This window comes from Aminobacter sp. J44, from assembly GCF_007829415.1.
Taxonomy (GTDB): domain Bacteria; phylum Pseudomonadota; class Alphaproteobacteria; order Rhizobiales; family Rhizobiaceae; genus Aerobium.
On record NZ_VLJG01000025.1, the window covers coordinates 26,787 to 47,575 of the forward strand.

At 64.5% G+C, this 20,789-nt stretch carries 24 protein-coding genes and 1 pseudogene; 22 read left to right on the forward strand and 3 right to left on the reverse strand.

The annotated features are described in order from the left end of the window. Positions 1-33 precede the first annotated feature (33 nt). The 9 genes from trxC to L610_RS11535 all read left to right on the forward strand — a co-directional run bounded on the left by trxC (position 34) and on the right by L610_RS11535 (position 8,063). Entirely contained in the window at positions 34-483 is a 450-nt protein-coding gene (gene trxC, locus L610_RS11495; RefSeq protein WP_144705223.1) for a thioredoxin TrxC, read from the forward strand. A 38-nt stretch (positions 484-521) separates the two neighbouring features. Next, the gene (locus L610_RS11500; protein ID WP_144705225.1) at positions 522-1,817 is read left to right on the forward strand and encodes an NAD(P)/FAD-dependent oxidoreductase; all 1,296 of its coding nucleotides are present in this window, start codon (positions 522-524) and stop codon (positions 1,815-1,817) included. 12 nt (positions 1,818-1,829) lie between these two features. Continuing rightward, the gene (locus tag L610_RS11505; RefSeq protein WP_144705227.1) at positions 1,830-2,207 is read left to right on the forward strand and encodes a hypothetical protein; all 378 of its coding nucleotides are present in this window, start codon (positions 1,830-1,832) and stop codon (positions 2,205-2,207) included. After that, positions 2,168-4,192, forward strand: a complete 2,025-nt coding sequence (locus tag L610_RS11510) for a heavy metal translocating P-type ATPase (protein ID WP_371713043.1) — start codon at positions 2,168-2,170, stop codon at positions 4,190-4,192. The genes L610_RS11505 and L610_RS11510 overlap by 40 nt, the downstream gene beginning before the upstream one ends. A gap of 133 nt (positions 4,193-4,325) precedes the next feature. Beyond that, positions 4,326-4,730, forward strand: coding sequence for a host attachment protein (locus tag L610_RS11515; RefSeq protein ID WP_144705229.1), 405 nt, complete (start codon positions 4,326-4,328; stop codon positions 4,728-4,730). 124 nt (positions 4,731-4,854) lie between these two features. Then, a complete protein-coding gene (locus L610_RS11520) occupies positions 4,855-5,847 on the forward strand; it encodes an HlyD family secretion protein (RefSeq protein WP_144705231.1) in 993 nt (330 codons plus the stop codon). Continuing rightward, positions 5,844-6,977, forward strand: a complete 1,134-nt coding sequence (locus L610_RS11525; protein ID WP_144705233.1) for an ABC transporter permease — start codon at positions 5,844-5,846, stop codon at positions 6,975-6,977. Before L610_RS11520 ends, L610_RS11525 begins: the two co-directional genes overlap by 4 nt. Position 6,978: 1 nt before the next feature. Then, on the forward strand, positions 6,979-7,671 hold the full coding sequence (locus L610_RS11530) for an ABC transporter ATP-binding protein (RefSeq protein WP_144705235.1): 693 nt from the start codon (positions 6,979-6,981) through the stop codon (positions 7,669-7,671). Between the two features lie 14 nt (positions 7,672-7,685). After that, positions 7,686-8,063, forward strand: coding sequence for a hypothetical protein (locus L610_RS11535; RefSeq protein WP_144705237.1), 378 nt, complete (start codon positions 7,686-7,688; stop codon positions 8,061-8,063). A 977-nt stretch (positions 8,064-9,040) separates the two neighbouring features. Here L610_RS11535 and L610_RS11540 read toward each other — a convergent pair. The 3 genes from L610_RS11540 to dsbD are packed head-to-tail and all read right to left on the reverse strand — an operon-like array spanning position 9,041 to position 12,283. Then, entirely contained in the window at positions 9,041-9,646 is a 606-nt protein-coding gene (locus tag L610_RS11540; protein WP_144705239.1) for a DsbA family protein, read from the reverse strand. Positions 9,647-9,660: 14 nt separating this feature from the next. Continuing rightward, positions 9,661-10,467 (reverse strand): TlpA disulfide reductase family protein, encoded by an 807-nt coding sequence (locus tag L610_RS11545; protein WP_144705242.1) that lies wholly within the window; start codon positions 10,465-10,467, stop codon positions 9,661-9,663. A gap of 1 nt (position 10,468) precedes the next feature. Further along, positions 10,469-12,283, reverse strand: a complete 1,815-nt coding sequence (dsbD, locus tag L610_RS11550; protein WP_144705244.1) for a protein-disulfide reductase DsbD — start codon at positions 12,281-12,283, stop codon at positions 10,469-10,471. A 139-nt stretch (positions 12,284-12,422) separates the two neighbouring features. Here dsbD and L610_RS11555 point away from each other — a divergent pair, with 139 nt between their 5' ends. From L610_RS11555 to L610_RS11615, 13 genes and pseudogenes are all read left to right on the forward strand, one after another. Next, positions 12,423-13,169 carry a L,D-transpeptidase gene (locus L610_RS11555; RefSeq protein WP_371713050.1) on the forward strand — a complete coding sequence of 249 codons (747 nt, stop codon included), beginning with the start codon at positions 12,423-12,425 and terminating at the stop codon, positions 13,167-13,169. Between the two features lie 58 nt (positions 13,170-13,227). Beyond that, positions 13,228-13,893, forward strand: coding sequence for a response regulator (locus L610_RS11560; protein ID WP_144705246.1), 666 nt, complete (start codon positions 13,228-13,230; stop codon positions 13,891-13,893). Beyond that, positions 13,890-15,230 (forward strand): ATP-binding protein, encoded by a 1,341-nt coding sequence (locus L610_RS11565; protein WP_144705248.1) that lies wholly within the window; start codon positions 13,890-13,892, stop codon positions 15,228-15,230. Before L610_RS11560 ends, L610_RS11565 begins: the two co-directional genes overlap by 4 nt. A gap of 17 nt (positions 15,231-15,247) precedes the next feature. Beyond that, positions 15,248-15,835, forward strand: coding sequence for a DsbA family protein (locus L610_RS11570; protein WP_186441435.1), 588 nt, complete (start codon positions 15,248-15,250; stop codon positions 15,833-15,835). A gap of 27 nt (positions 15,836-15,862) precedes the next feature. Next, entirely contained in the window at positions 15,863-16,465 is a 603-nt protein-coding gene (locus L610_RS11575) for a cyclopropane-fatty-acyl-phospholipid synthase family protein (protein WP_144705252.1), read from the forward strand. 224 nt (positions 16,466-16,689) lie between these two features. Further along, positions 16,690-17,112 carry a TIGR01244 family sulfur transferase gene (locus tag L610_RS11580; RefSeq protein WP_144705254.1) on the forward strand — a complete coding sequence of 141 codons (423 nt, stop codon included), beginning with the start codon at positions 16,690-16,692 and terminating at the stop codon, positions 17,110-17,112. 32 nt (positions 17,113-17,144) lie between these two features. Beyond that, positions 17,145-18,035 (forward strand): MBL fold metallo-hydrolase, encoded by an 891-nt coding sequence (locus tag L610_RS11585; RefSeq protein ID WP_144705256.1) that lies wholly within the window; start codon positions 17,145-17,147, stop codon positions 18,033-18,035. Then, positions 18,032-18,220 (forward strand): hypothetical protein, encoded by a 189-nt coding sequence (locus L610_RS11590; protein WP_371713049.1) that lies wholly within the window; start codon positions 18,032-18,034, stop codon positions 18,218-18,220. The genes L610_RS11585 and L610_RS11590 overlap by 4 nt, the downstream gene beginning before the upstream one ends. Continuing rightward, positions 18,199-18,558 carry a YeeE/YedE family protein gene (locus tag L610_RS11595; RefSeq protein ID WP_144705258.1) on the forward strand — a complete coding sequence of 120 codons (360 nt, stop codon included), beginning with the start codon at positions 18,199-18,201 and terminating at the stop codon, positions 18,556-18,558. Before L610_RS11590 ends, L610_RS11595 begins: the two co-directional genes overlap by 22 nt. Positions 18,559-18,562: 4 nt before the next feature. After that, positions 18,563-18,994, forward strand: coding sequence for a DUF6691 family protein (locus L610_RS11600; RefSeq protein ID WP_144705260.1), 432 nt, complete (start codon positions 18,563-18,565; stop codon positions 18,992-18,994). Positions 18,995-19,006: 12 nt separating this feature from the next. Then, a complete protein-coding gene (locus L610_RS11605; RefSeq protein ID WP_144705262.1) occupies positions 19,007-19,792 on the forward strand; it encodes a sulfite exporter TauE/SafE family protein in 786 nt (261 codons plus the stop codon). An 87-nt stretch (positions 19,793-19,879) separates the two neighbouring features. Continuing rightward, positions 19,880-20,371 (forward strand): DUF2892 domain-containing protein, encoded by a 492-nt coding sequence (locus tag L610_RS11610; RefSeq protein WP_144705264.1) that lies wholly within the window; start codon positions 19,880-19,882, stop codon positions 20,369-20,371. Positions 20,372-20,648: 277 nt separating this feature from the next. Continuing rightward, positions 20,649-20,789, forward strand: a pseudogene (locus L610_RS11615) (IS256 family transposase); the annotation flags it as partial.

A 20,789-nucleotide genomic window follows, 5' to 3' on the forward strand; every position in this document is an offset into this window, starting at 1 on the left:
CTGCCCCGGCACGGCGCGCTGGAGATCGGATGTATGACGAACGGTGACCGTAACGTTGTCTGCCCGCATTGCGCGGCAGTGAACCGGATTGCTACCGGGCGGGACGCCACTGCGGCCCGCTGCGGATCGTGCAAGGAGAAGCTGTTCGACGGACATCCCGTCGATGCGAATGCCCGCATGTATGATCGCCAGATCGCGCGCAGCGACATCCCGGTTCTTGTCGATGTCTGGGCGCCCTGGTGCGGGCCCTGCCGGGCGATGGCGCCGGCCTTCGCCCAGGCCAGCACCGAACTCGAGCCCGATGTCAGGCTGATCAAGCTCAATTCCGATAACGAACCGGAGGTCGCCGGACGGCTCGGCATTCGCGGGATCCCTACCATGATCCTGTTCCGCGGAGGCAGGGAGCTTGCCCGCACCTCCGGAGCCATGACCGCCAGGCAGATTTTTGACTGGACGCAAAGACATTTGGGCCCGGCAGCCTAGAACAAAGCTGATTTTGCCGTTCGGCGAGGAGGTGAGAGATGAACAGACGAGAACTACTGCTTGGTGCCAGTGCGGCCGGTGCGTTTTCCGCATTGGGCGCGTTTCCAACCCGTGCTCAGGTTTCGTCGGCGCGTGCTCGCATTGTCATTGCGGGAGCCGGTGCCGCCGGTCTGTCGCTGGCCTCCAGATTGTCGCGGCAGATGGAGCATGCAAGCATCACCATCATCGACGCCAAGCACGAGCATCATTTCCAGCCAGGTTATACCTTGGTCGGGGCCGGTCTCTGGCAACCGACGGACGTGACCTTCCGGAACGCCGATTTCATCCCCCCGGGCATCGAGTGGATCGAGGAGGGTGTGGCGGATTTCGACCCTGACGCCAACCGGGTCGCGACCACTTCGGGTCGTAGCGTGAACTACGACTTCCTCTTCGTGGCAACGGGTTTGATGCTGGATTATCGTGGCATCCAGGGTATGGACGAGTCGCTCATCGGAAAGGACGGGATCGCTTCGATCTATGCCGGACCCGAGGCCGCCGCAGCCTCGTTCAGGGAGATCGAAACATTCATCGACAGGGGTGGCGTCGGCCTGTTCGGCCGGCCTCCGACGGAGATGAAATGCGCCGGCGCGCCGCTGAAGATCACCTTCATCACCGACGACAGGGCGCGCCGCAGAGGCCGGCGCGAAAACGTGGAGCTGATCTACAACGCACATGCCGGCGCGGTGTTCGCAGTTCCGCCGGTAAACGACAAGGTCAAGGAGATGTTTGCCGCCCGCGACGTCGCGGTGAACTATAATCATGTGCTGACGGCAATCGACCCCGATGCGAAGAAAGCCACCTACCGGACCGAAGGCGGCGACGTCACGCTCGACTATGATTTCATTCACGTCGTACCGCCCATGCGCGCTCCTGACGCCGTCAGGAACAGTCCCCTGCCCTGGCAGGACGGTGCGCTCGCCGCGGATGGCTGGATCGAGGTAGACAAGGCGACGCTCCGCCACCCGCGTTTTGCCAATGTCTTTGCAGTCGGCGACGTGGCCGGTGTGCCCCGCGGCAAGACAGCAGCGAGCGTCAAATGGCAGGTCCCTGTTGTCGTGGACAATCTCGTTGCCGAGACGGCCGGACGCGATCCGACCGCGACCTATAACGGCTACACCTCCTGCCCGATGGTGACCGCCTACGGCAAGGCGATGCTGATCGAGTTCGACTATGACGGCACTCTGATCCCCTCCTTCCCGTTCATCGACCCGCTCGAGGAACGCTGGATCTCCTGGGTGATCGAGGAAAAGGGGCTCAAGGGAGCCTACCGCGCCATGCTGCGCGGACGTGCGTGAGGAGCAAGGACAATGGCTGATTTCAATCCTGTGACGCTTTATTTCATTCTCTATGAAAGCATGGGCGTCTGGCTCTTCATTCTCGCCGGCGTGGCAATTCTCCTCCTTGTCGGCGTGATCATGATGACGTTGCGTCTGGGCCGTACGGGTCGTCCGGCCAAACGGCCGGCGATGGCGGCAATCGCGGCGGCGCTCGTCGTGACGGTCGTATTCTTCTTCCTGGTTCCCGGCTGGACGCTCGCCGGCATCGGCGCGTTGAGCGGCGTTGTCGATTATGCCTTCGCTGCTCTTCTTGCGCTCGTGCCAGGAGTCGCGGCCGGAGCGATCGTGTTCATGCTTGCGGCGCGTCGTTGTACTGCGAAAAGCATGAGACAGCCGGTCTCGGCCTGACGAACTCACGCGACCGCGGCAATTTGGGAACCGAGGGACAAGTCAGGTCGATTCAGCGAGGTCCGACAGGTCAACCCTCCGACCTGCCGGGCCTCGTCGCAAAAGATGGTAGCAAGACCTCTTGCACCTTCTTCACTTTCAACCGGAACACCTTGCTTAAGGCGATACAGATGCCGTCTGCGCGTACTTTCCTTCTCGCGGTCGCCGCAGCCGGCCTGGTTGGCGGATCTATCGCCTGGGTTGCTGGCGAAGAGTGGTCGCGATGGGCATGGTCAGCGGGAACGGCCGTTGTCCTCACCGGGCTGATTATCGAGATTGTCACCAGCCTGCGACGCGGCGAGGTTGGGCTCGACCTTGTCGCCGCCCTGTCCATGTCGGCGGCGCTCGCCTTTGGCGAGCCGCTGGCGGGCAATATCGTCGCGCTGATGTATGCTGGGGGTCAGTTTCTCGAAGGCTATGCCGAGGGCCGCGCGCGCCGCGAAATGACGGCGTTGCTGGGCCGCGTGGCGCGTGAAGCCAGCCGCTACGTCGATAGCAGGCTCGAAACTGTGCCGATCGAGTCGCTCCAGCCTGGCGATCGCATTCTGGTGCGCCAGGGCGAAGTGGCGCCGGTCGACGGTGTGCTGCTTTCTGCAACAGCCATGCTTGATCGCTCAGCCCTCACCGGAGAAAGCCTGCCTGCCCGCCTGGTCGAGGGCGACGAGGTGTTGAGCGGCGCGGCCAATGCAAGCGAGCCCTTCGATCTACGCGCAGTTCGCCCGGCAGCGGACAGTACCTACGCCAACATCGTCCGGCTGGTACGGCAAGCGCAGGAAAGGAAGGCGCCAAGCGTTCGCATTGCCGATCGCTATGCTGTCTGGTTCCTGCTGCTGACCATCGTGATCGCGGGCGTGGCATGGTGGATGACAGGTGACCGGATCCGCGCGCTGGCGGTGCTCGTCGTGGCGACGCCCTGTCCGCTGATCCTCGCTTTGCCTGTCGCGATCATAGCCGGCATGTCGCGGACTGCCAGAGAGGGCGTTCTGATCAAGGACGGCGGCGCCCTCGAAATGCTCGCGAAGGTAAGAACGGCCATCCTCGACAAGACGGGCACGCTGACTTTTGGCGAGGCACGCATCATCGCCATGAGAACGGCGGACGGTTGGGACCCCGACGAGATGCTGCGTCTGGCGGCCTCGCTCGACCAGGCATCAAGCCATGTAATTGCGCAGGCGCTGGTGAAGGAGGCACATCACAGGGACCTGTCCTTGTCCTCGCCGTCTGGGGTAAGTGAAATCGGCGGCACCGGCATACGAGGAGTGGTTGAAGGCCGCGATGTCGCGGTCGGCGGTAGTCGCTTCATCCACGAGCTTGTCGAAGATCGTGATCCCTATTCCTTGCGCGCCGACCTTCCCCAGGGGAGCGTCGTCGTCGCGGTTGCCGTGGATGGAGCGCTTGCTGGCATCATCGTGCTTGCCGATGACCTCAGGCCCGATGCAGCTGCCATGCTGGACGAACTCAAGGAATCCGGGATCGATCGGATCGTGATCGCTTCGGGTGATCGCCAGGACGTCGTGGACGCAGTTGCCGAACAGCTTTCCATCGCGCCAGCCTATGGAGAGCTGACGCCGGAGAAAAAAGTTCACGTCGTAGAGCAGGAAGCGACAAGGGCGCCGGTCCTCATGGTCGGCGACGGCGTGAACGATGCGCCGGCGTTGGCCAGTGCCAGCGTTGGCGTGGCCATGGGGGCCCGCGGCTCGGCGGCCTCCGCCGAAAGCGCCGACGTCGTACTCCTGGTCGACCGCATCGACAGATTGGCCGTCGCCGTACGCATCGCCCGGCGAACACGACGCATCGCGCTTCAGAGCGTCCTGGCAGGGCTGGGGCTGTCGGTCGTTGCCATGATCTTCGCCGCGTTCGGCTACCTTCCTCCGGTCGCCGGCGCCTTCTTACAGGAGGCGATCGACGTTGCGGTCATCTTGAACGCCCTCCGGGCGCTGCGATGACAAGTAGCATTTGACTCCTGTCAATGCTGCCTCGGATCTTGGGACGCTATCATAAAACTATTGCCAAGGCCCGAACTGTGAACGTGTGGCGTAAAGCTCCAATATCCAGTCCGGTAGATGAAAGAGGAAAGAAATGATCTTGCCGAACGGAACGACGGTCGCAGTGGTAGACGGTGAAAAGTTGCGCCTGTTCCACAATAAAGGCCATGAACCCCGAATCGATCTTACTGCGCTAGCTGACCCCGACGTCAAAGGCGCCAACGGTGGATCAGGAGCACGTCACAGGAGCGCCGCTGCCAACCCTGACGAGGCGCGACTTCGCGAAGACGATTTCGCCGCCGCTGCGGCCGCCTATCTTAATCGGCAGGTTCTCGGCGGCGCTGTCGAAAGGCTGTTCGAAGTTGCCGATCCCAGAACGCTTGGCGAGATGCGTCGCTATTTTCACGACGCATTGACGGCGCGGCTGGCGGGGACCCTCGCCAAAGATCTCACTGGACATGACGTGGACGCAATTGCCGCGGCACTCGCCCGCGCGTGACCTGGGTCTGCTTTAAGATCGTGCGGCAGAGGCGCATCTGGCCTTTCAGAGCCTGTTCCCGCGAGATCGGTGTGGGCGAGGAAACAGGCATTCACAGCGATGTCGCTATGGAAGGAGAAAAGGGATGCGGCGCGTCTGGCTTTTGGGTGTCCTGTTTGCAATGGCTGTCGGGGCTGGTTCCCTGTTCTTCACCAAAGGCCCTCTCGCAGTCACGATCGTTCAGCCCGAACGTGGTGTGATCCTTCGCGTATACGGGCTCGGCACCGTCGAAGCGCGGATCCTCAGCCGCGTCGGCTTCGAGGTCGGCGCCGCCCTCACCGCGCTTTCTGCCGACTCGGGGGACAGTGTGACGAAAGGGCAGGAACTCGCTATCCTTCACTCCGCAGAGCAAGAGGCGCGTGTCGCTCGCGCTCGCGCCGCAATAGCGGCGAACGAGGCCACTCTTGCGAAGGCCGCGGCGGCGGTCATGCGCGCCCACGCGGTACTGGCCGAGCGTGAAGCGACGAACCGTCGCCAGCAGGGATTGGTGCAGCGTGATATTGCCTCGATCCAGCGCGCGGAGGAGGCACAACGTGACGAAGAGGTAGCCCGCGCCGATGTCGCGGTCGCCGAAGCGGACGTGGCGGTAATCCGGGCGCAGGGCCTAGACGCAGCGGCAGCTCTGCGCCAGGAGGAAGTTCTTCTCGCCCACCATGTGCTTGTTGCACCATACGATGCGCTGGTCGTCACCCGCCATGCCGAGCCAGGCGCAGTCGTGAAGGCCGGAGATCCAATCTTCACTCTGATCAACCCACAGTCTGTCTGGATACAAGCCTATGTCGATGAAGAGCGCGCCGGTCAGCTTGCCCTTGGCCAGCCGGGCACCATCCGACTGAGGTCGCAGCCTTCTGCCGAATTCCACGGCACCGTCACCCGCATCGGCATCGACGGCCATCGCGGCACGGTGTGGACGGTGCAGGACGGTCGCCTCGCCCGGGTGGAGCTGACCTTCGGCGCCCGCGACGACCGCGGCCGCGTCGAGGTGACGGGCGACCTGCCCGACGCCGCGGCCATTGTCGCCCGGCCGCCTGCGGGCGCGGCCGAAGGCCGGCGCACCCGCGTGGGCGAGGGGCCATGAACCTCGCGCTCAAGGACATCCGCCACGGGCTGTTCCGCTTCGTGCTGACCTGCTTCGGGCTGGGATTGCTTATGACGGTCGTGCTGGCGATGATCGGCATCTACAACGGTCTTGTCTCGGACGCGCTGGCCGTTGTGAAGGGTCCAGCGGCCGATGTCTGGGTGGTGGAGGCCGGAACTAAGGGGCCATTTGCGGAAGCGTCCAGCATTCCTGCCGACACGCGAGACGCGGTCGCGCGCATGCCCGGCGTGGCTGAAGTCGGCGCGATCAACTACCAGAACGTCGAGGCGCTTCATGCAGGGCGCACGCTCAGGCTCTATGTCGTCGGCTATGAGCCCTGCCGCCCGGGCGGGCCGCAGCGAATCGTCGAGGGGCGCGGCATCGGCGTCGGCCATTTCGAGCTGGTCGCCGACCGCAAGACGGGCCTTCAGCCCGGCGAGACGATTCGGCTGGGACGCGCCCGCTTCGCCGTGGTCGGACTCGTCGAAGGCGCGATGAACTCGGGTGGCGATCCGGCGGTCTTTGTGACGCTTTCGGATGCAATGGCGCTACAGACCGAACTCGACCCGGCTGCCCAGCGGGTGCAGGCCGCACGCGGGTCAGTCTCCGTCAAGGCGGCGTCCGTTGCCGCCGTCATCGCTCGTATCGCGCCGGGCGCCGACGTCGATCTGCTGACCGCTACCGTGCGCCAGTGGAAGCACCTCGCGGCGATGACCCAGAGCGAACAGGAGGAACTGCTGCTTGCCTCCGTGGTGGACAAGGCACGCCGCCAGATCGGGCTGTTCCTCACCATCTTGCTGTCCGTCAGCGCCGTGGTGATCGCACTCATCATCTATACAATGACTATGGAGAAGCTGAAACAGATCGCCACGCTGAAGCTGATCGGCGCGCCCGACCGAACCATCATCGCGCTGATCGTAGAGCAGGCGCTGATCCTTGGTGCCTCGGGCTGGGCCATCGGCCTGATGCTGATCGTGACGGTCAAAGACTACTTTCCCCGTCGCGTGGTGCTGGAGCCGCTTAACGCCGTGGTTCTGGCCGGGATTATCGCCGCAGTCTGCCTGCTGTCCTCCGCGCTCGGTGTGCGGGCGGCGATGAAGGTCGACCCGGCCACTGCGCTCGGAAGTTGAGATGGCGCTCAGCGATACGCTCATAGAGGTCTCGGACGTAGCCAAGCATTTCGGCGAGGGCGAGACCCGCGTCGATGCGCTGCGCTCGGTCGACCTCAAGGTACGCGCCGGCGAGGTGATCGCACTGCTTGGACCGTCCGGTTCCGGCAAGACGACGTTGCTCAACATCATCGGCTGCATCCTTGCCCCGTCGGCTGGACGAGTGGTACTCGATGGTGAGCCGGTGTTCGACGGAAGGTGGCTTCGGCGCGATCTCAGGCGTCTAAGGCTCGACAAGATCGGCTTCATCTTTCAAGCTCACAACCTCCTGCCTTTTCTAACGGCAGAGGAGAATATGGCAGTCGTGCTGTACCTCGCCGGCTGGACTGCCGACAAAGGCCGGGCACGGGCGCGCGAACTGCTGGACTATCTGGAAGTCGGTCACCGCGCCGCAGTTAAGCCCGCGCTGCTTTCAGGAGGTGAGGCGCAGCGCGTCGCTATCGCCCGCGCACTCGCCAACCGTCCCCGCATTATTCTGGCCGACGAACCCACGGCCGCGCTCGACAGCGCGCGGGCCGGACTGGTGATGGACCTCATGCGAAAGCTTGCTGTCGAGCAGGAGGCCTGCATCGTCACCGTCACCCACGACGAGAAGATCTTCGATCGTTTCGATCGTCTCATCCACTTGCGCGACGGCCGCCTTGCCACCGTCTGATCCGAAGGTGTCCCATGCCCGCAAGACCCCTAGCCCTGACCGTCACCGCCTGCGTCGCGGTGATCTTCGGGGTGCTTACCGTCGTTTCGGGCAGCAGGGCGCTGTTCGGAGGCGTAGACATGGGCGCCGTGGTGCCCTTCGTGTTGTGGTTCAACTTTAGTGCGGGTTTTGCTTATGTTCTGGCCGGAATCGGGCTGTGGCGCGGCGCAACCTGGGCACCAGCGCTTTCGCTCGGCATTGCCGTGGCGACGTCGGCCGTCTTTGTTGCCTTCCTGTGGCACGTCTGGTTGGGCAGCACCTGGGAGGCGCGCACTATGGGCGCGATGATCCTGCGCACCGGCATCTGGACCGCCATCGCCGCGTTCACACTGCGGGATAAAAAAGGCATTTGATTTGATCCGCTCCCGGACCGAGCCAGAAACGGCCGTCCAGGTCCCTCTGTCGCGCCTCATCGCTGTTTGTTTTGCTGGCACCGTCCTCGGCACAGTGGTGGCCGCCGTAGGGAGGTGGACTTCCGACATCGTCACGCGCTCATAGGCATGTGCTCGACGTCAAACACTTGATGATCGTCCCATCCATTGCTGCGGCAGTTGTCAAGTTCGGTGTCACTGTCGCGCCGAAGGAGCGGGCGCTCGGTCGGGAAGCGGCGCACCATCAAGGTGCGGAAGCGCTGACCCTGAAACGGGTCCCGCAAGTGCGCTCACGCCTTGTTGCAGGAGGCGATCGACGTCGCGGTTATCCTGAACGCGCTTCGATGACAAATGTGTTTTGACCCCTGTCAATGCCCCCTCGTTTCGTGAGAGGCTATCCTGATTATTGAGTTGTGAGTGCAACGCCGCACTCGAACCGGAACTCGACACGCGCTCGAGGCTGGTTGGCTCGATCATCCGCGAGAACATCCAGCGGGCGCTGGATGCCGGGATCCCACTGCGCAGGATTCCGGGCGCCGATACCTATCTTGTCGACGTTCTCGAGACTTTCCACGTCCCTCGGCAGGCGACGCAATTTTCAGCGGTTCCGCTAGGGCGGCCGGAAGAGGACTGTCCGGTTTATGGGAGTACCACGCGGTAAGCTACCCTTTCTAATGAGCCCACCAGGCAAAATTTGCCTCTTCCGCTCGCGACCCTAATTGTCGCCGTTCGGAGTGGGTTCCAACGCCGTCTGAAAACCTGCCGTTCGCGCTGGTTGCGGCGGACGACAGAGCCGGGGCCGATACCGGATAGTCAGGTTTCGGCGATGATTCATAACAAGCTGCCATTCTGAATCCGACCTTAATATCTGACGTCCGGCAGCAATCAGAGCATTCCCGATAGCTGCCGTACGGGGAGCCGTAGTCGCTGGCTGGCTTTGCTGGCCGCCTCCTCCATGCTCAGCTTTCGCGCGCCGCGGCGATGGCGTCGACGAGCGCCTGTCGATCCATCGCGCCGCTGTAGATGCGGGTGCCGATGATGAAGGCGGGCGTGCCGCCGAAGCCGAAGGCATTGGCCTGGTCCATGTTGCGGGCAAGGATCCCGTCGACGCGGTCCATATCCTTCCGGAAGGCTTGCCACAGCGCTTCCGGGTCAAGACCCGCGCCTGCGATGGCGGCGTCGACATCCTCCTTGGCGAGCCTGCCCGGGGTCGCCATCACCGCGTTCAAGGCTTTCTCGTAGTCCTCGCCGGCGGCCAGCACCAGGCTCGAGGCATGAACGGAAGCCAGGCCGAAGATCGGCCAGTCCTTCATCACCAGACGGACGTTGCCGTCCTGCTCCACCACGTCCAGCAGGTCCTTGTGGCCGCGCTTGCAGAAGGGGCACTGGTAGTCGAAGAACTCGGCGACCGTCACATCCCCGTCGGGATTTCCCAGGACCGGAATTTCCGGATCGAACAGGACCTCCTCTACCGTCAACTGCACTTGCGCAAGGGCAGCTAGCGGGAAGCTTAGCGTGGCGGCGCCCACGGCGGTTGCCTTCAAGAGGTCTCTTCTGTTCAGCATGTTTCTTCTCCTTGTCAGTCTTGTCGGGTGAGCAGTCCGGAAATCCGCGACTGCAGCGTTTCGCGCGAGATCTCGCCGAGATGCGCGTGGCTCAGCACTCCGTCGGCGCCGACGAACAGCGTCGCCGGCAGCCCTGGCGCGCCATAGTGGCGGGCGAGCTCGCCGAACGAGTCGAGCAGCACGTGGTCAAGCGCTATTCCATTCTCGGCAAGGTAGCGGTCGATCGCGTCGCGGCTCTCGCCCTGATTGGCGAACACGAACTCCGCTTCGTCCATGGATCCTGCCAGTTCGGCCATCATCGGCATCTCGCGCCGGCACGGCGGGCACCAGGTCGCCCAGAGATTGATGACCATCGGCTTCCCCGGCGCTTCGGTGAGCGAATAGACGTCGCCGTCAAGCGTCCGGTACGCGCTCGCCGGGAGCGCGATCGCCTGCGTTCCTCCGGTCAGATGCGTTGCCGTGTTCCAGACCACGAGGGCGAGCGCCACGGGCAGCAGAGCCCATAGACGCAAACGGGCGCCTCGCAGGACGAGGACGATGCTGAGCGCGATCGCGGCAAGTGCGGTCGGCAGGTGGAAGCCTCCCTGCCACAGGGCGAAGATGCGCAGCGGTTCTGCGGCAAAGCTCTGCCAATGAAGAGCCACGTGCCCAAGACGGGCGGCCGCGATCCCGCCGAAAAGCACCCACCATGACCAGGTGTGGAAGCGGCGGTCGACCCTGCGCGTCATCATCCCTGTGACGAGCGTGAAGGTGAAGATGCCCAGGAGGACAGCGAACTGGTCGGCTGCTATGACGAGGGGGCCAAGCGTGATCGCATTCATCTCAGAAGCCCTCCAGCCGAGCCGCCGACCGCGTCAGCGAATCGACGGACACGCTGCCGACCAGTCGGGTCGCGGCGACCTCGCTGGACTTCTCGTCGAAGAACAGCATGGTCGGGGGACCCGCCACGCGCAGTTGCTTCATCAGTTCCGCGTCCTGCGTGTCGAAGTCGGTCACGTCCGCCTTCAGGAGCTGGAAGCCCGACAAAGCCTGCCGAACGCCCTGGTCGGGAAACACGCCGCGCTCGATCCCCCGGCACGTCACGCACCAGTCGGCCGTGAAGTAGACCAGCGTCGGCCGATCCTCCCCCTCCAGCTTCGCCTGCAGGTCGGCGGTCGAGGCGACCGAGGCGAATTCGAGTTCCTTGCTGGCGGCGGGCGCCGTCCCGCGATCGGCGAATACGGCGAGGGGCTTGAGCGGGTCGGTCGCGCCCGCGGCGGCTCCGATCATCAGGATCGCGCCATGGATCAGCGACATGCTTCCGAGCGCCCGTCCTGCGGTCAGCGCGAGGCCATGTGGCAGAACCGCCGAGAACAGGTAGCTCGCAAGCCCGATCAGCAGCACGGCCCAGAGCGCCAGGTCGAGACCCGATGGCAGCAGGGGCGTCGCCAGCCAGATCGCCGTCCCGAGAAAGGCGAAGCCGAATGCGCGCTTGACCTGTTCCATCCATGCGCCCGCTCGCGGCAGCGCCTTGCCGCCAAAGGCACCGAGAACGAGGAGTGGCAATCCCTTACCTGTTCCCAGGGCAAAGAGAGCGGCCGCGCCGAGCACGGTGTCGCCCGTCTGCGCGATGTAGAGCAGCGCGCCTGCCAGCGGTGCGGTGACACAAGGGCCGACGATGAGGGCCGAGGAGAAGCCGAGAATGGCGGCCGATCCCGTCGATCCTCCGCGGCTGCTCGTGCGCGCTGCAATCCAGCTCGTCCACGCCGACGGGAGCTGCAGCTCGAACAGCCCGAACATGGACAGCGCCAGCGCGACGAACACGGCCACGATCACGCCTGTGGTCCAGGAAGACTGCAGGACCATCTGGAGGTTCTGGCCCGACCATCCGGCCGCCGCGCCGAGGAGCGCGAATGCTGATGCGAGGCCAATGGCGTAGGCGGCCGAGAGGCGGAAGCCACGGCCCGGCGTCAGGCGCTCCCCTTCCCGGGCGAGGGCTCCGGCCAGGATCGGATACATCGGGAACACACAGGGCGTGAAGGCGAGCAGCAGCCCGAAGAGCACGAACATGCCGAACAGCAGGAAGGCCCCGCCCTCGCCAAGGAGAGACTGGACGAGGCCCTCATCCGCCGCAAGTTCGAAACCGGCGGAACCCGCCACTTCACTAGATCCTCCCTCCACTGCCGCGGGCGCGGCGTCTTCCGATTGCCAGGCGACCGCGGGATGGAGAGGAGCCGGGTCCGAAACCGCCAGTGAGACCGGATCCACAAGCCGTGTCTCGGGAGCGTAGCAGATGCCGTCTTCCTGGCATCCCTGGTAGGTGATCTCGACCGGCCCCAACCCGGGTTCGGAAAGCACCGCCTCGGCACGGCGGTAGTAGATCTCGGAGGGCCCGAAGTTGGGGTCGTCCTTCTTGAGGCCCGACGGTGTCTCGACCGTCAGCGCGGCCCCGTCCGCGGTCCGCGCCGCGATCCGGTCCCGGTACAGATAATAGCCGTCGGCGATATCCCATTCGACGGAGAGCGATCCGCCCGGGCCTTCCGACGCCGAGATCGCGAAGGCCTGATCGACCGGAAGCGGCTCCTGGGCTGCCGCATCAGTCAGCGCAATGCCAAGGCTCGCGAGCACTGCCAGGATACCCGCAGCTGTCTTCTTCATCGCCCGCTCCTTCGTCCCGTGGCGGAGGCAGAACCTCATTTTTGGGGGCAACTGGGCGACGCAGCTTAAGGCAGCCTTAAGGTAGAAGGGCTTCGGAACGTCATCGGAAACAGCAGAGGTACGGCAGATGACGCAGGATATGGGAACCGTTGCAGCCAAGGGCGAAACGGCGATGCGGAGCGGGAATGTCGGACGGCGTTCGGTCCTTGTCGGACTAGGCACAATGGCCGTATCCGGCTGTGTCGCGGTCCCGCGCGAGGCGCCGCTAGCAAGCGTCGCGCCTGCCCCGGCGCCCGCGCCCGCTCCGGTCGTGCCGCCGATGTATTATGCGATGCCGCACGAGCGCTTCCCGATTCCCGCCGTCGACGTGACGCAGCTCGATGAGCGGTTCTGGCGCACGGAGGTGGACTACTCGACGGACGAGAAGCCGGGAACGCTGATCGTCGACACGCCGGGCAAGTATCTCTACCACGTCAAGCCCTATGGCCGCGCCACCCGCTACGGCATCGGCGTCGGCCGCGACGGCTTTTCATGGGCCGGGCGGGCGATCATGGCCTACAGACGCGAGTGGCCGCGCTGGACGCCGCCGGATTCGATGGTCGCGCGCCAGCCTGAACTCGAACCCTACAGCATCGCCAATGGCGGCATGGATCCCGGGTTGAAGAACCCGCTCGGCGCTCGCGCCCTCTACATCCACGAGAACGGCAAGGATACGCTTTACCGCATCCACGGCACGCCGGAGGCATTCAGCATCGGCAAGGCGGTGTCTTCAGGATGCATCAGGCTGGTCAACCAGGACATCATCCATCTTCATGACGAGGTCCGCGACGGCAGCCCGATCGTGGTCATCCCCGACCCGGCGATGGAGCACCTGCTCGTCGGCTGAGCGCCACCGAAAGGGCACTATCTGATGCTGAGGAGCACCCTGTTACGGGAACCGATAGATGCGGATACTGGTAGTCGAAGACGATCCGATGCTGCTCGACGGGCTCTCCGCGGGCCTCGGGCTGGCGGGATTTACGGTCGATGCAGTGGCCACCTGCGAGGACGGCTTCGCCGCCCTCCAGGCGCACAGCTATGGCGCGGTCGTGCTTGACCTGATGCTGCCGGATGGCTCGGGTCTCGACGTGCTTGCCTTCCTTCGCAGGCGCAAGGACGCGACGCCGGTGGTGCTGCTCACCGCGCGCGATCAGGTGGAGGATCGCATAGCCGGACTGGACGCCGGCGCCGACGACTATGTCGGCAAGCCCTTCGACCTCGACGAACTCGCCGCCAGGGTGCGCGCCGCGGCGCGCCGTGGCGCGGGACAGGCGTCAGGCGAGCTCACCTGGCGAGGCGTGGTTCTGGACCCGGCGCGACAGACCGTCAGCCTCGAAGGAGAGCCAGTGTCCCTGACACGTCGGGAGTTCGGAGTCCTTCGCACCCTCATGGAACGGCCTGGCGCCACCGTTTCGAAGGCGATGCTTGAGGAGACCCTTTACGGGTGGCAGGAGGAAGTGGAGAGCAACGCGGTAGAAGTCCATATCCACAATCTGCGATCCAAGCTCGGGAGCGGGTTCATAAGGACGGTTCGTGGACTTGGCTACAGGCTCGCGGAGGAACGTGCGTGACGTCGATCCGGTCGAGGCTGCTCACCATTCTCATCGCATCAACCGGGCTGGTGTGGCTGTTTGCGGTGGCGTGGATCTACGTCAGCACGCAGGCCGAGGTGGAGCGCGTGCTGGATGCGCGGCTGACCGAAGCCGCTCGCATGGTCAACTCCCTTCTGGCGGAGCGACGGATCGAACTGGCGGCGCTCGCCGGCGACGATGAACTGCCCGCAACCGAATTCCAGACCGAGGGCCCGTCCTACGAACGTCAGCTGTCATGCCAGATCTGGTCGCTGGACGGGAGGTTGGTCGGGCGTTCGGAACACGCGCCGGACGGCCGGCTCACCGAGGCAGGCAGCGGCTTCTCCGAGAGCGTCGTCGGTGGCGAGACCTGGCGCGTTTACGCAATCGAGAACCCTGCGCTCGGCGTGCGCGTCATGGTCGGAGACAGTATAGCCGTGCGGGACCGCCTTGTGGGCGACGTCGTAAAGGGGCTTGCGATTCCGGCGGTGCTGATCCTGCCATTCCTGGCCGCCGTCATCTGGGTCAGCGTCCGGCGCGGCATGTCGCCTCTCGACAGAATGGCGCAGTCTCTGTCGTCGCGGCCGGCCACCGACCTGCGCCCGCTTGCCGATGACAACCTGCCTGAGGAGATCGCACCTGCCGTCCGCGCCCTCAACGGACTGTTCCAGCGCGTCGAGGATGTCCGCGACCGGGAAAAGAGCTTCACCGCATTTGCTGCCCACGAACTGAAGACGCCGCTGGCCGGCCTGAAGACGCAGGCGCAGGTGGCGCTCGCCAGCAAGGACGGTGAGGTCCATGAAAACGCTCTTCGGCAGATCGCCGCCGGTGTGGACCGCACGTCGAGGCTGGTCCGCCAATTGCTCGATCTCGCCGCCGTCGAAGCGGGAGACAGAACTCCTGAGATGCAGGAGGCCAGCCCGGTCGAGATCGTCAGACAGGTTGCAGGGGAATTGCCGTTCGCGGGAGAACGGGTGAGGATTGAGGGTGGCCCCGCTCCCTCCGCGCGCTTCGATCCGGTGCTTCTTGCGCTCTCCCTCCGAAACCTCCTGGAGAACGCTCTCACCCATTCCGATGGTCCTGTTCTGGTGAGCGCCCGCAAAGCCGTCGGCGCAGTCGAAATCCTGGTGGAGGACGAGGGACCGGGCATTCCCGTCGACGAACTGCCGCGCGCCACCGACCGGTTCTTCCGCGGGCGGGCAAAGTCTGCTTCCGGCAGCGGCCTCGGTCTGGCCATCGCAAAGGAGGCTGTGGCACGCATGAACGGCACGTTGACATTGGAGAACCGGAAGCCTCGCGGGCTGGCGGCGGCCCTGTCCATCCCTGCTGTCGAATGATGATCAGCAGGAGAGCCTTGCTGGCGGCCTTTGTCGCGACGCCTCTACCACGCGCCGCGGCCGCCCGCAGTCGCGTCGGCCTGTCGGAGATCCTGTTCGACCCGGCCCTTCCCGTGCTCGCAAACCCTGACGGCGACGTCACGATCGCCGAGTTCTTCGATTATGCCTGTCCGTATTGCAAGGTGCTTCACCCGGACCTGAAGGAGATCGTCGAACAGGACGGGGGCATCCGGCTGGTGATGAAGGACTGGCCGATCAATGGCGACATGGCCATGTACGCCTCCCGGATGGTGCTCGCAGCCGAACGGCTCGGACATTACAAGACAGCCCACGCGGCGGTGATGGAGATCACGGCCCCTCTGACGCATCGCAGGATCGATGATGCGATGCGCTCGCAGGGGGTCGACGTCGGAGCGGTTCGTGATGCGCTGGACGTTCACCTGGAAGAGATCGACGCGCTGCTACAACGCAACCGCGAGCAGGCGCGGCTGCTTTCTCTGCGGGGAACGCCTTCCTTCCTGATCGGCGCCAGGCTTTATCGAGGCGCCCTGACACCGGGACAGATCCGCGAGGCCGTCCGGCAGACGCGCCAGGGCCGCAGCTAGCCCGAGACATGCAGAAGGAAACGAGAGGTGACTGACTGGGATGCCCGATACGACCGCCCTGACTATTTGTTTGGCGAGGAGCCGAACGCCTTTCTGAAGAGCCAGCTTCATCGCATCAAGCTGCACAAGAACGCCTTGGCCGTCGCCGATGGCGAAGGCCGCAACGGCGTGTGGCTCGCGCAACAGGGCCTCTCGGTGACGTCGATCGATGCTTCGTCGGTGGCACTGCGCAAGGCCGAAGACCTTGCGGCGAGACGCGAGGTCTCGATCACTACCCGGCTCGTCGACATGAACGATTTTCAGTGGCCGGCCGCGGCGTACGATCTCGTCGTCGCCATCTTCATCCAGTTCGCCGACCCGCAACTGCGGGACGATATGTTCGCCGGGATGATCAGAACGCTGGCGCCCGGCGGAACGCTGTTGATGCAGGGCTATAGGCGGGAGCAACTGGCCTACGGCACCGGCGGTCCTCGTGACGCAGATCATCTCTACACCGAGGAGATGCTTCGGGATGCTTTCGACAGCCTCGAGATCGTCGAGCTCAATTCCTACGATGCCGAGATACGGGAAGGTCCGGCCCACGACGGCATGTCGGCTCTGATCGACCTCGTGGCTCGCAAGCCGGAGTAAGGCGGCCGCGGTTTCGCCGCGCGACATAGCTTGCGTAGGGATCATCAGACGCCTTCCGGCCCTGCAGATTCACGCCCCGGCGACGGCTCCCGCCACACATTTCCATGGACAGACCAGGTCCGCTTCCAGGCCATTTTTGACAGCAATCATTGCAGTATTTTGCAATCGTTCCTATTTAATCGTCATCACCCGATTGAATCCACTACACACAGAGGAGCCAACGCATGAAGCAGATTTCCGAGAAGCTTTATGTCGCGCCGCAGGTCACGGCGAGCGATATCCGCCAGGCCAGAGCGCAAGGTTTCGCGATGATCATCAACAACCGCCCGGATGGGGAGGAGCCCGGTCAGCCCAGCGCCTCGGACAGCCGTTCGGTCGCGGAAGGCCAGGAGCTTGCCTACGCCCACATCCCCGTGACTGCAGGACAGATCAGCGAAAGGCAGGTTCGGGCTTATCAGGAGGCGCTCTCCGAGGCGGAAGGTCCCGTGCTGGCCCACTGCAAGACGGGCACGCGCTCCGCAATGCTCTACGCCATTGGCGAGGTTCTCGATGGCCGGATGGGCAAGAACGAGGTCGTTCCGTTCGGCCAATCCGTCGGTCTCGACCTTTCCGGCGCCGTCAAATGGCTCGACGCGCATGGCCGCTAGTCGTCTGACCTGATCTTCCCGGAGCTATTGCAATGAACATGATCAAGCCGCTCGTGAAGGGGTTCTTCGACGAGCGCACCTTCTCCGTCCAGTATGTCGTCGCCGATCCGGAGACGAAGAAGTGCGCGATCGTCGATCCTGTCCTCGATTTCGACGAGAAGTCGGGGGCGACCGCGACCAGGAACGCGGATGCGATCCTGTCCTACGTGAACGAGCAGGGATTCGAGGTCAAGTGGATCCTCGATACCCATCCGCATGCCGACCACTTCTCGGCGGCCCAATACCTCAAGGAAAAGACCGGCGCGCCGACCGCAATCGGCGAGAAGGTGATCGAGGTGCAGAAGCTGTGGAAGGGCATCTACAACTGGCCCGACTTCCCCGCTGATGGCTCCCAATGGGACAAGCTCTTTGCAGAGGGCGAGACCTTCCAGGTGGGCAACATCCCGGCCAGGGTGCTGTTCTCTCCCGGGCATACGCTTGCGTCCATCACCTATGTGATCGGCGACGCCGCCTTCGTGCACGACACGCTGTTCATGCCGGATTCGGGAACCGCACGGGCGGATTTTCCCGGCGGCAGCGCGTCGCGGCTCTACAGGTCGATCATGGAGATCCTGTCGCTGCCGGACGAGACCCGCATCTACACAGGACACGATTACCAGCCCGGCGGCCGCAAGCCCCTGTGGGAGTCCACGGTTGCCGAGCAGAAGGCGAGGAACACGCACATGTCGAAGTGCAAGACCGAAGCAGAGTTCGTGAAGGTGCGCGAGTCCCGAGACAAGACCCTGTCGATGCCGAAGCTCATCCTGCACGCGCTGCAGGTGAACATGAATGGCGGACGGCTGCCCGAAGCGGAGGCGAACGGACGCCGCTACCTGAAATTCCCGCTCGACGCGCTGCAGGGCGCAGCATGGGACGACCGATGAAGCGCGAACTCGCTCCCCGGACCGCAGAGCTCATTGCCAGCGCCGGCGAGGCTGCCGAATTCCTCAAGAAGTTCGCTCATCCATCGCGCCTGATGATCGTCTGTGCGCTGGTGGATGGCGAGCGCTCCGTCCGCGACCGATTGGCCTCTCAGCCGTCCTTCTCATGCTCTGGGAAGGGCGCATAGCAGGCATCTCCGGCATCGTCGGTCGGCTCCTGCCGCCTTATGGGGACGGCGCGTTCCTTTCACGGCTCGGCTTCGTCGTCGGCCTCATCGCCGCGCCCCTCGTCATTGCCGTGGCGACGGGCGAAGCGGTCGGCCAGACCGTCTCTTCGAACGTTCCGTTGATGATCGCTGCCGGGCTTCTCGTCGGTTTCGGTTCGGTCTGGGGCGATGGCTGCACCTCGGGACACGGCGTGTGCGGCCTGTCGCGGCTTTCCCCACGCTCCTTCGCGGCCACCGGCGTCTTCATGGCGACCGCCTTCGTCACCGTCTTCCTTGTCCGCCACGTGATCGGAGGCTGATCGGATGTCCTTTCTCGTCAATCTCGGCCTCGGCCTCCTCTTCGGCATCGGCCTCGTCATTTCGGGGATGGCGGATCCGGCCAAGGTGCTCAACTTCCTCGACCTCTTCGGAACCTGGGACCCGTCGCTCGCCTTCGTGATGGGCGGTGCGGTCGTCGTCGCCTTCGTGGGCTATCGTCTGGTGCTCGCGCGCGGCGAGCCCATCGTGGGCGGCAGCTTTCACCTGCCCACCAGGAGCGACATCGACGCTCGGGTGATCGCAGGCCCGGCGATCTTCGGCATCGGCTGGGGGCTCGGCGGCTTCTGCCCGGGACCGGCACTCACCGCGCTCGGCCTCGGCGCCTCGGGCACGCTTGCCTTTGTCCCTGCGATGATCATTGGCATGTGGACGGCGCGGCTCATTGGCGAAGCCGTCTCGCGGACCTCCAACGTATAGGGCTGCTCCACCATGCTCGACCCTTTTCAGTACCTGCTGGGCGCGCTGTCAGGGTCCCTTGTCGGCTTCTCGCTCGGGCTGTTCGGCGGTGGCGGCTCGATTCTCGCCGTTCCGCTGATGGTCTACCTGGTCGGAGTGCCGGTACCTCATGTGGCGATCGGCACCAGTGCGCTGGCCGTCGCGGCAAATGCGGCCACGGGCCTGGTCAGTCACGCGCGGCAAGGCAATGTGATCTGGCGCTGTGCGCTGATGTTCAGCGTGGCCGGGATCGCCGGAGCCGCTCTCGGTTCGTCGCTGGGAAAGGCGTTCGACGGACAGAAGCTCCTGTTCCTCTTCGCGATCGTGATGGTGGTGATCGGCATCGGCATGCTCAGGCGCCGCGGACATGAAGGGACTCCGGACGCTGCCTGCGACCGCGGCAACGCGCCGAAGGTTCTGGCCGCCGGCGGCCTGACGGGCCTGTTCTCCGGCTTCTTCGGGATCGGCGGGGGTTTCCTGATCGTGCCCGGCCTGATAGCCGCGACCGGAATGCCGATGCTCAATGCGATCGGCTCCTCACTGGTGGCCGTGACGGCATTCGGCCTCACGACCGCAGCAAGCTACGCCTTCTCCGGGCTGGTCGACTGGCCCCTGGCGGCCGTTTTTATTGCGGGAGGAGTGGCAGGCGGGATGCTCGGTTCGGTGGCCGCCCAGCGCCTCAGCAGCCGCAAGGGGGCTCTGAACACCGCTTTCGCGCTCCTCGTCTTTGCGGTGGCAGGCTACATGCTCTGGCAAAGCGGGCGGGCGATCCTGGGCTAATCGACCGAAGCTGCTGATGAAAAGCCGCCTGAGGGAACGTTCTCCCTGTCTGCCACGTTCGGATGGACGGCCCTCCAGGAGACGGACATGGTCTCATCCAGCGCGGAACGGGTGCCGGCGCAGACGGCGGAAGACATCAATCGCCGCATTCGGCATGAGACAGAAGCCAGCATCAGGTACTACGCGGACCATCGCGGAGAAATCGGCGACCGCCTGCGGGCGCTCGACCGCGAGTGGGATATCGAAAGGGCGATTGAAGCCAACGCCTCTGCACTCGCCCTGGCGGGCGTCATACTCGGCGCGACGTCCGATCGCAGGTGGCTTGCACTCCCTATGGCGGTGAGCGGATTCCTCCTGCAGCATGCCATTCAGGGTTGGTGCCCGCCTGTGCCGGTCCTCCGGCGGCTGGGATTCCGGACCGCCAGGGAAATCGATCAGGAGCGCTACGCGCTGAAGGCCTTGCGAGGCGATTTCGGTGGAGTCGACAAGGCGGAAAACCGATGGGAGGCGGTCCTGCAGGCCGTCGGCCTCAGGGCAAGATCGCGGGGCGGAAGATCCTCGGAAGCTGAATCGTCATGATCGGCAACGCGCGCGCATAGCGAAGGTCTCGATCCGGCCCATCGAAGTCAACGCGCTTCGTCAAACGTCACGTCCGGTTTCAGCGTCTGTCCAGATCGCCTGTAGATGGCCAATAAGGGCGCGAACCTGAAGGTAAGTCGGTTCGGGCTGAAGGTCCGCTTCCGCAACCCGCTGGGGTGACGTCCCCGGACGTGGTGTAGCTGGGTAGCGCGGCGGTCATCGGCGCTTTCCGGTAGGGTCTGGTTGCGAGACCAACCCCTTTCCGGAAGGAACACCGATGACCGACGACATGATGAACCTGCGCGCGCTGGTGGAGAAGACCCCCGACGCCGATCTCCTGCGCGAGATGATCGGCTTTGCCGCCGAGCGGTTGATGGAGATGGAGGTGGGTGCGGCCACCGGCGCCGCTTATGGCGAG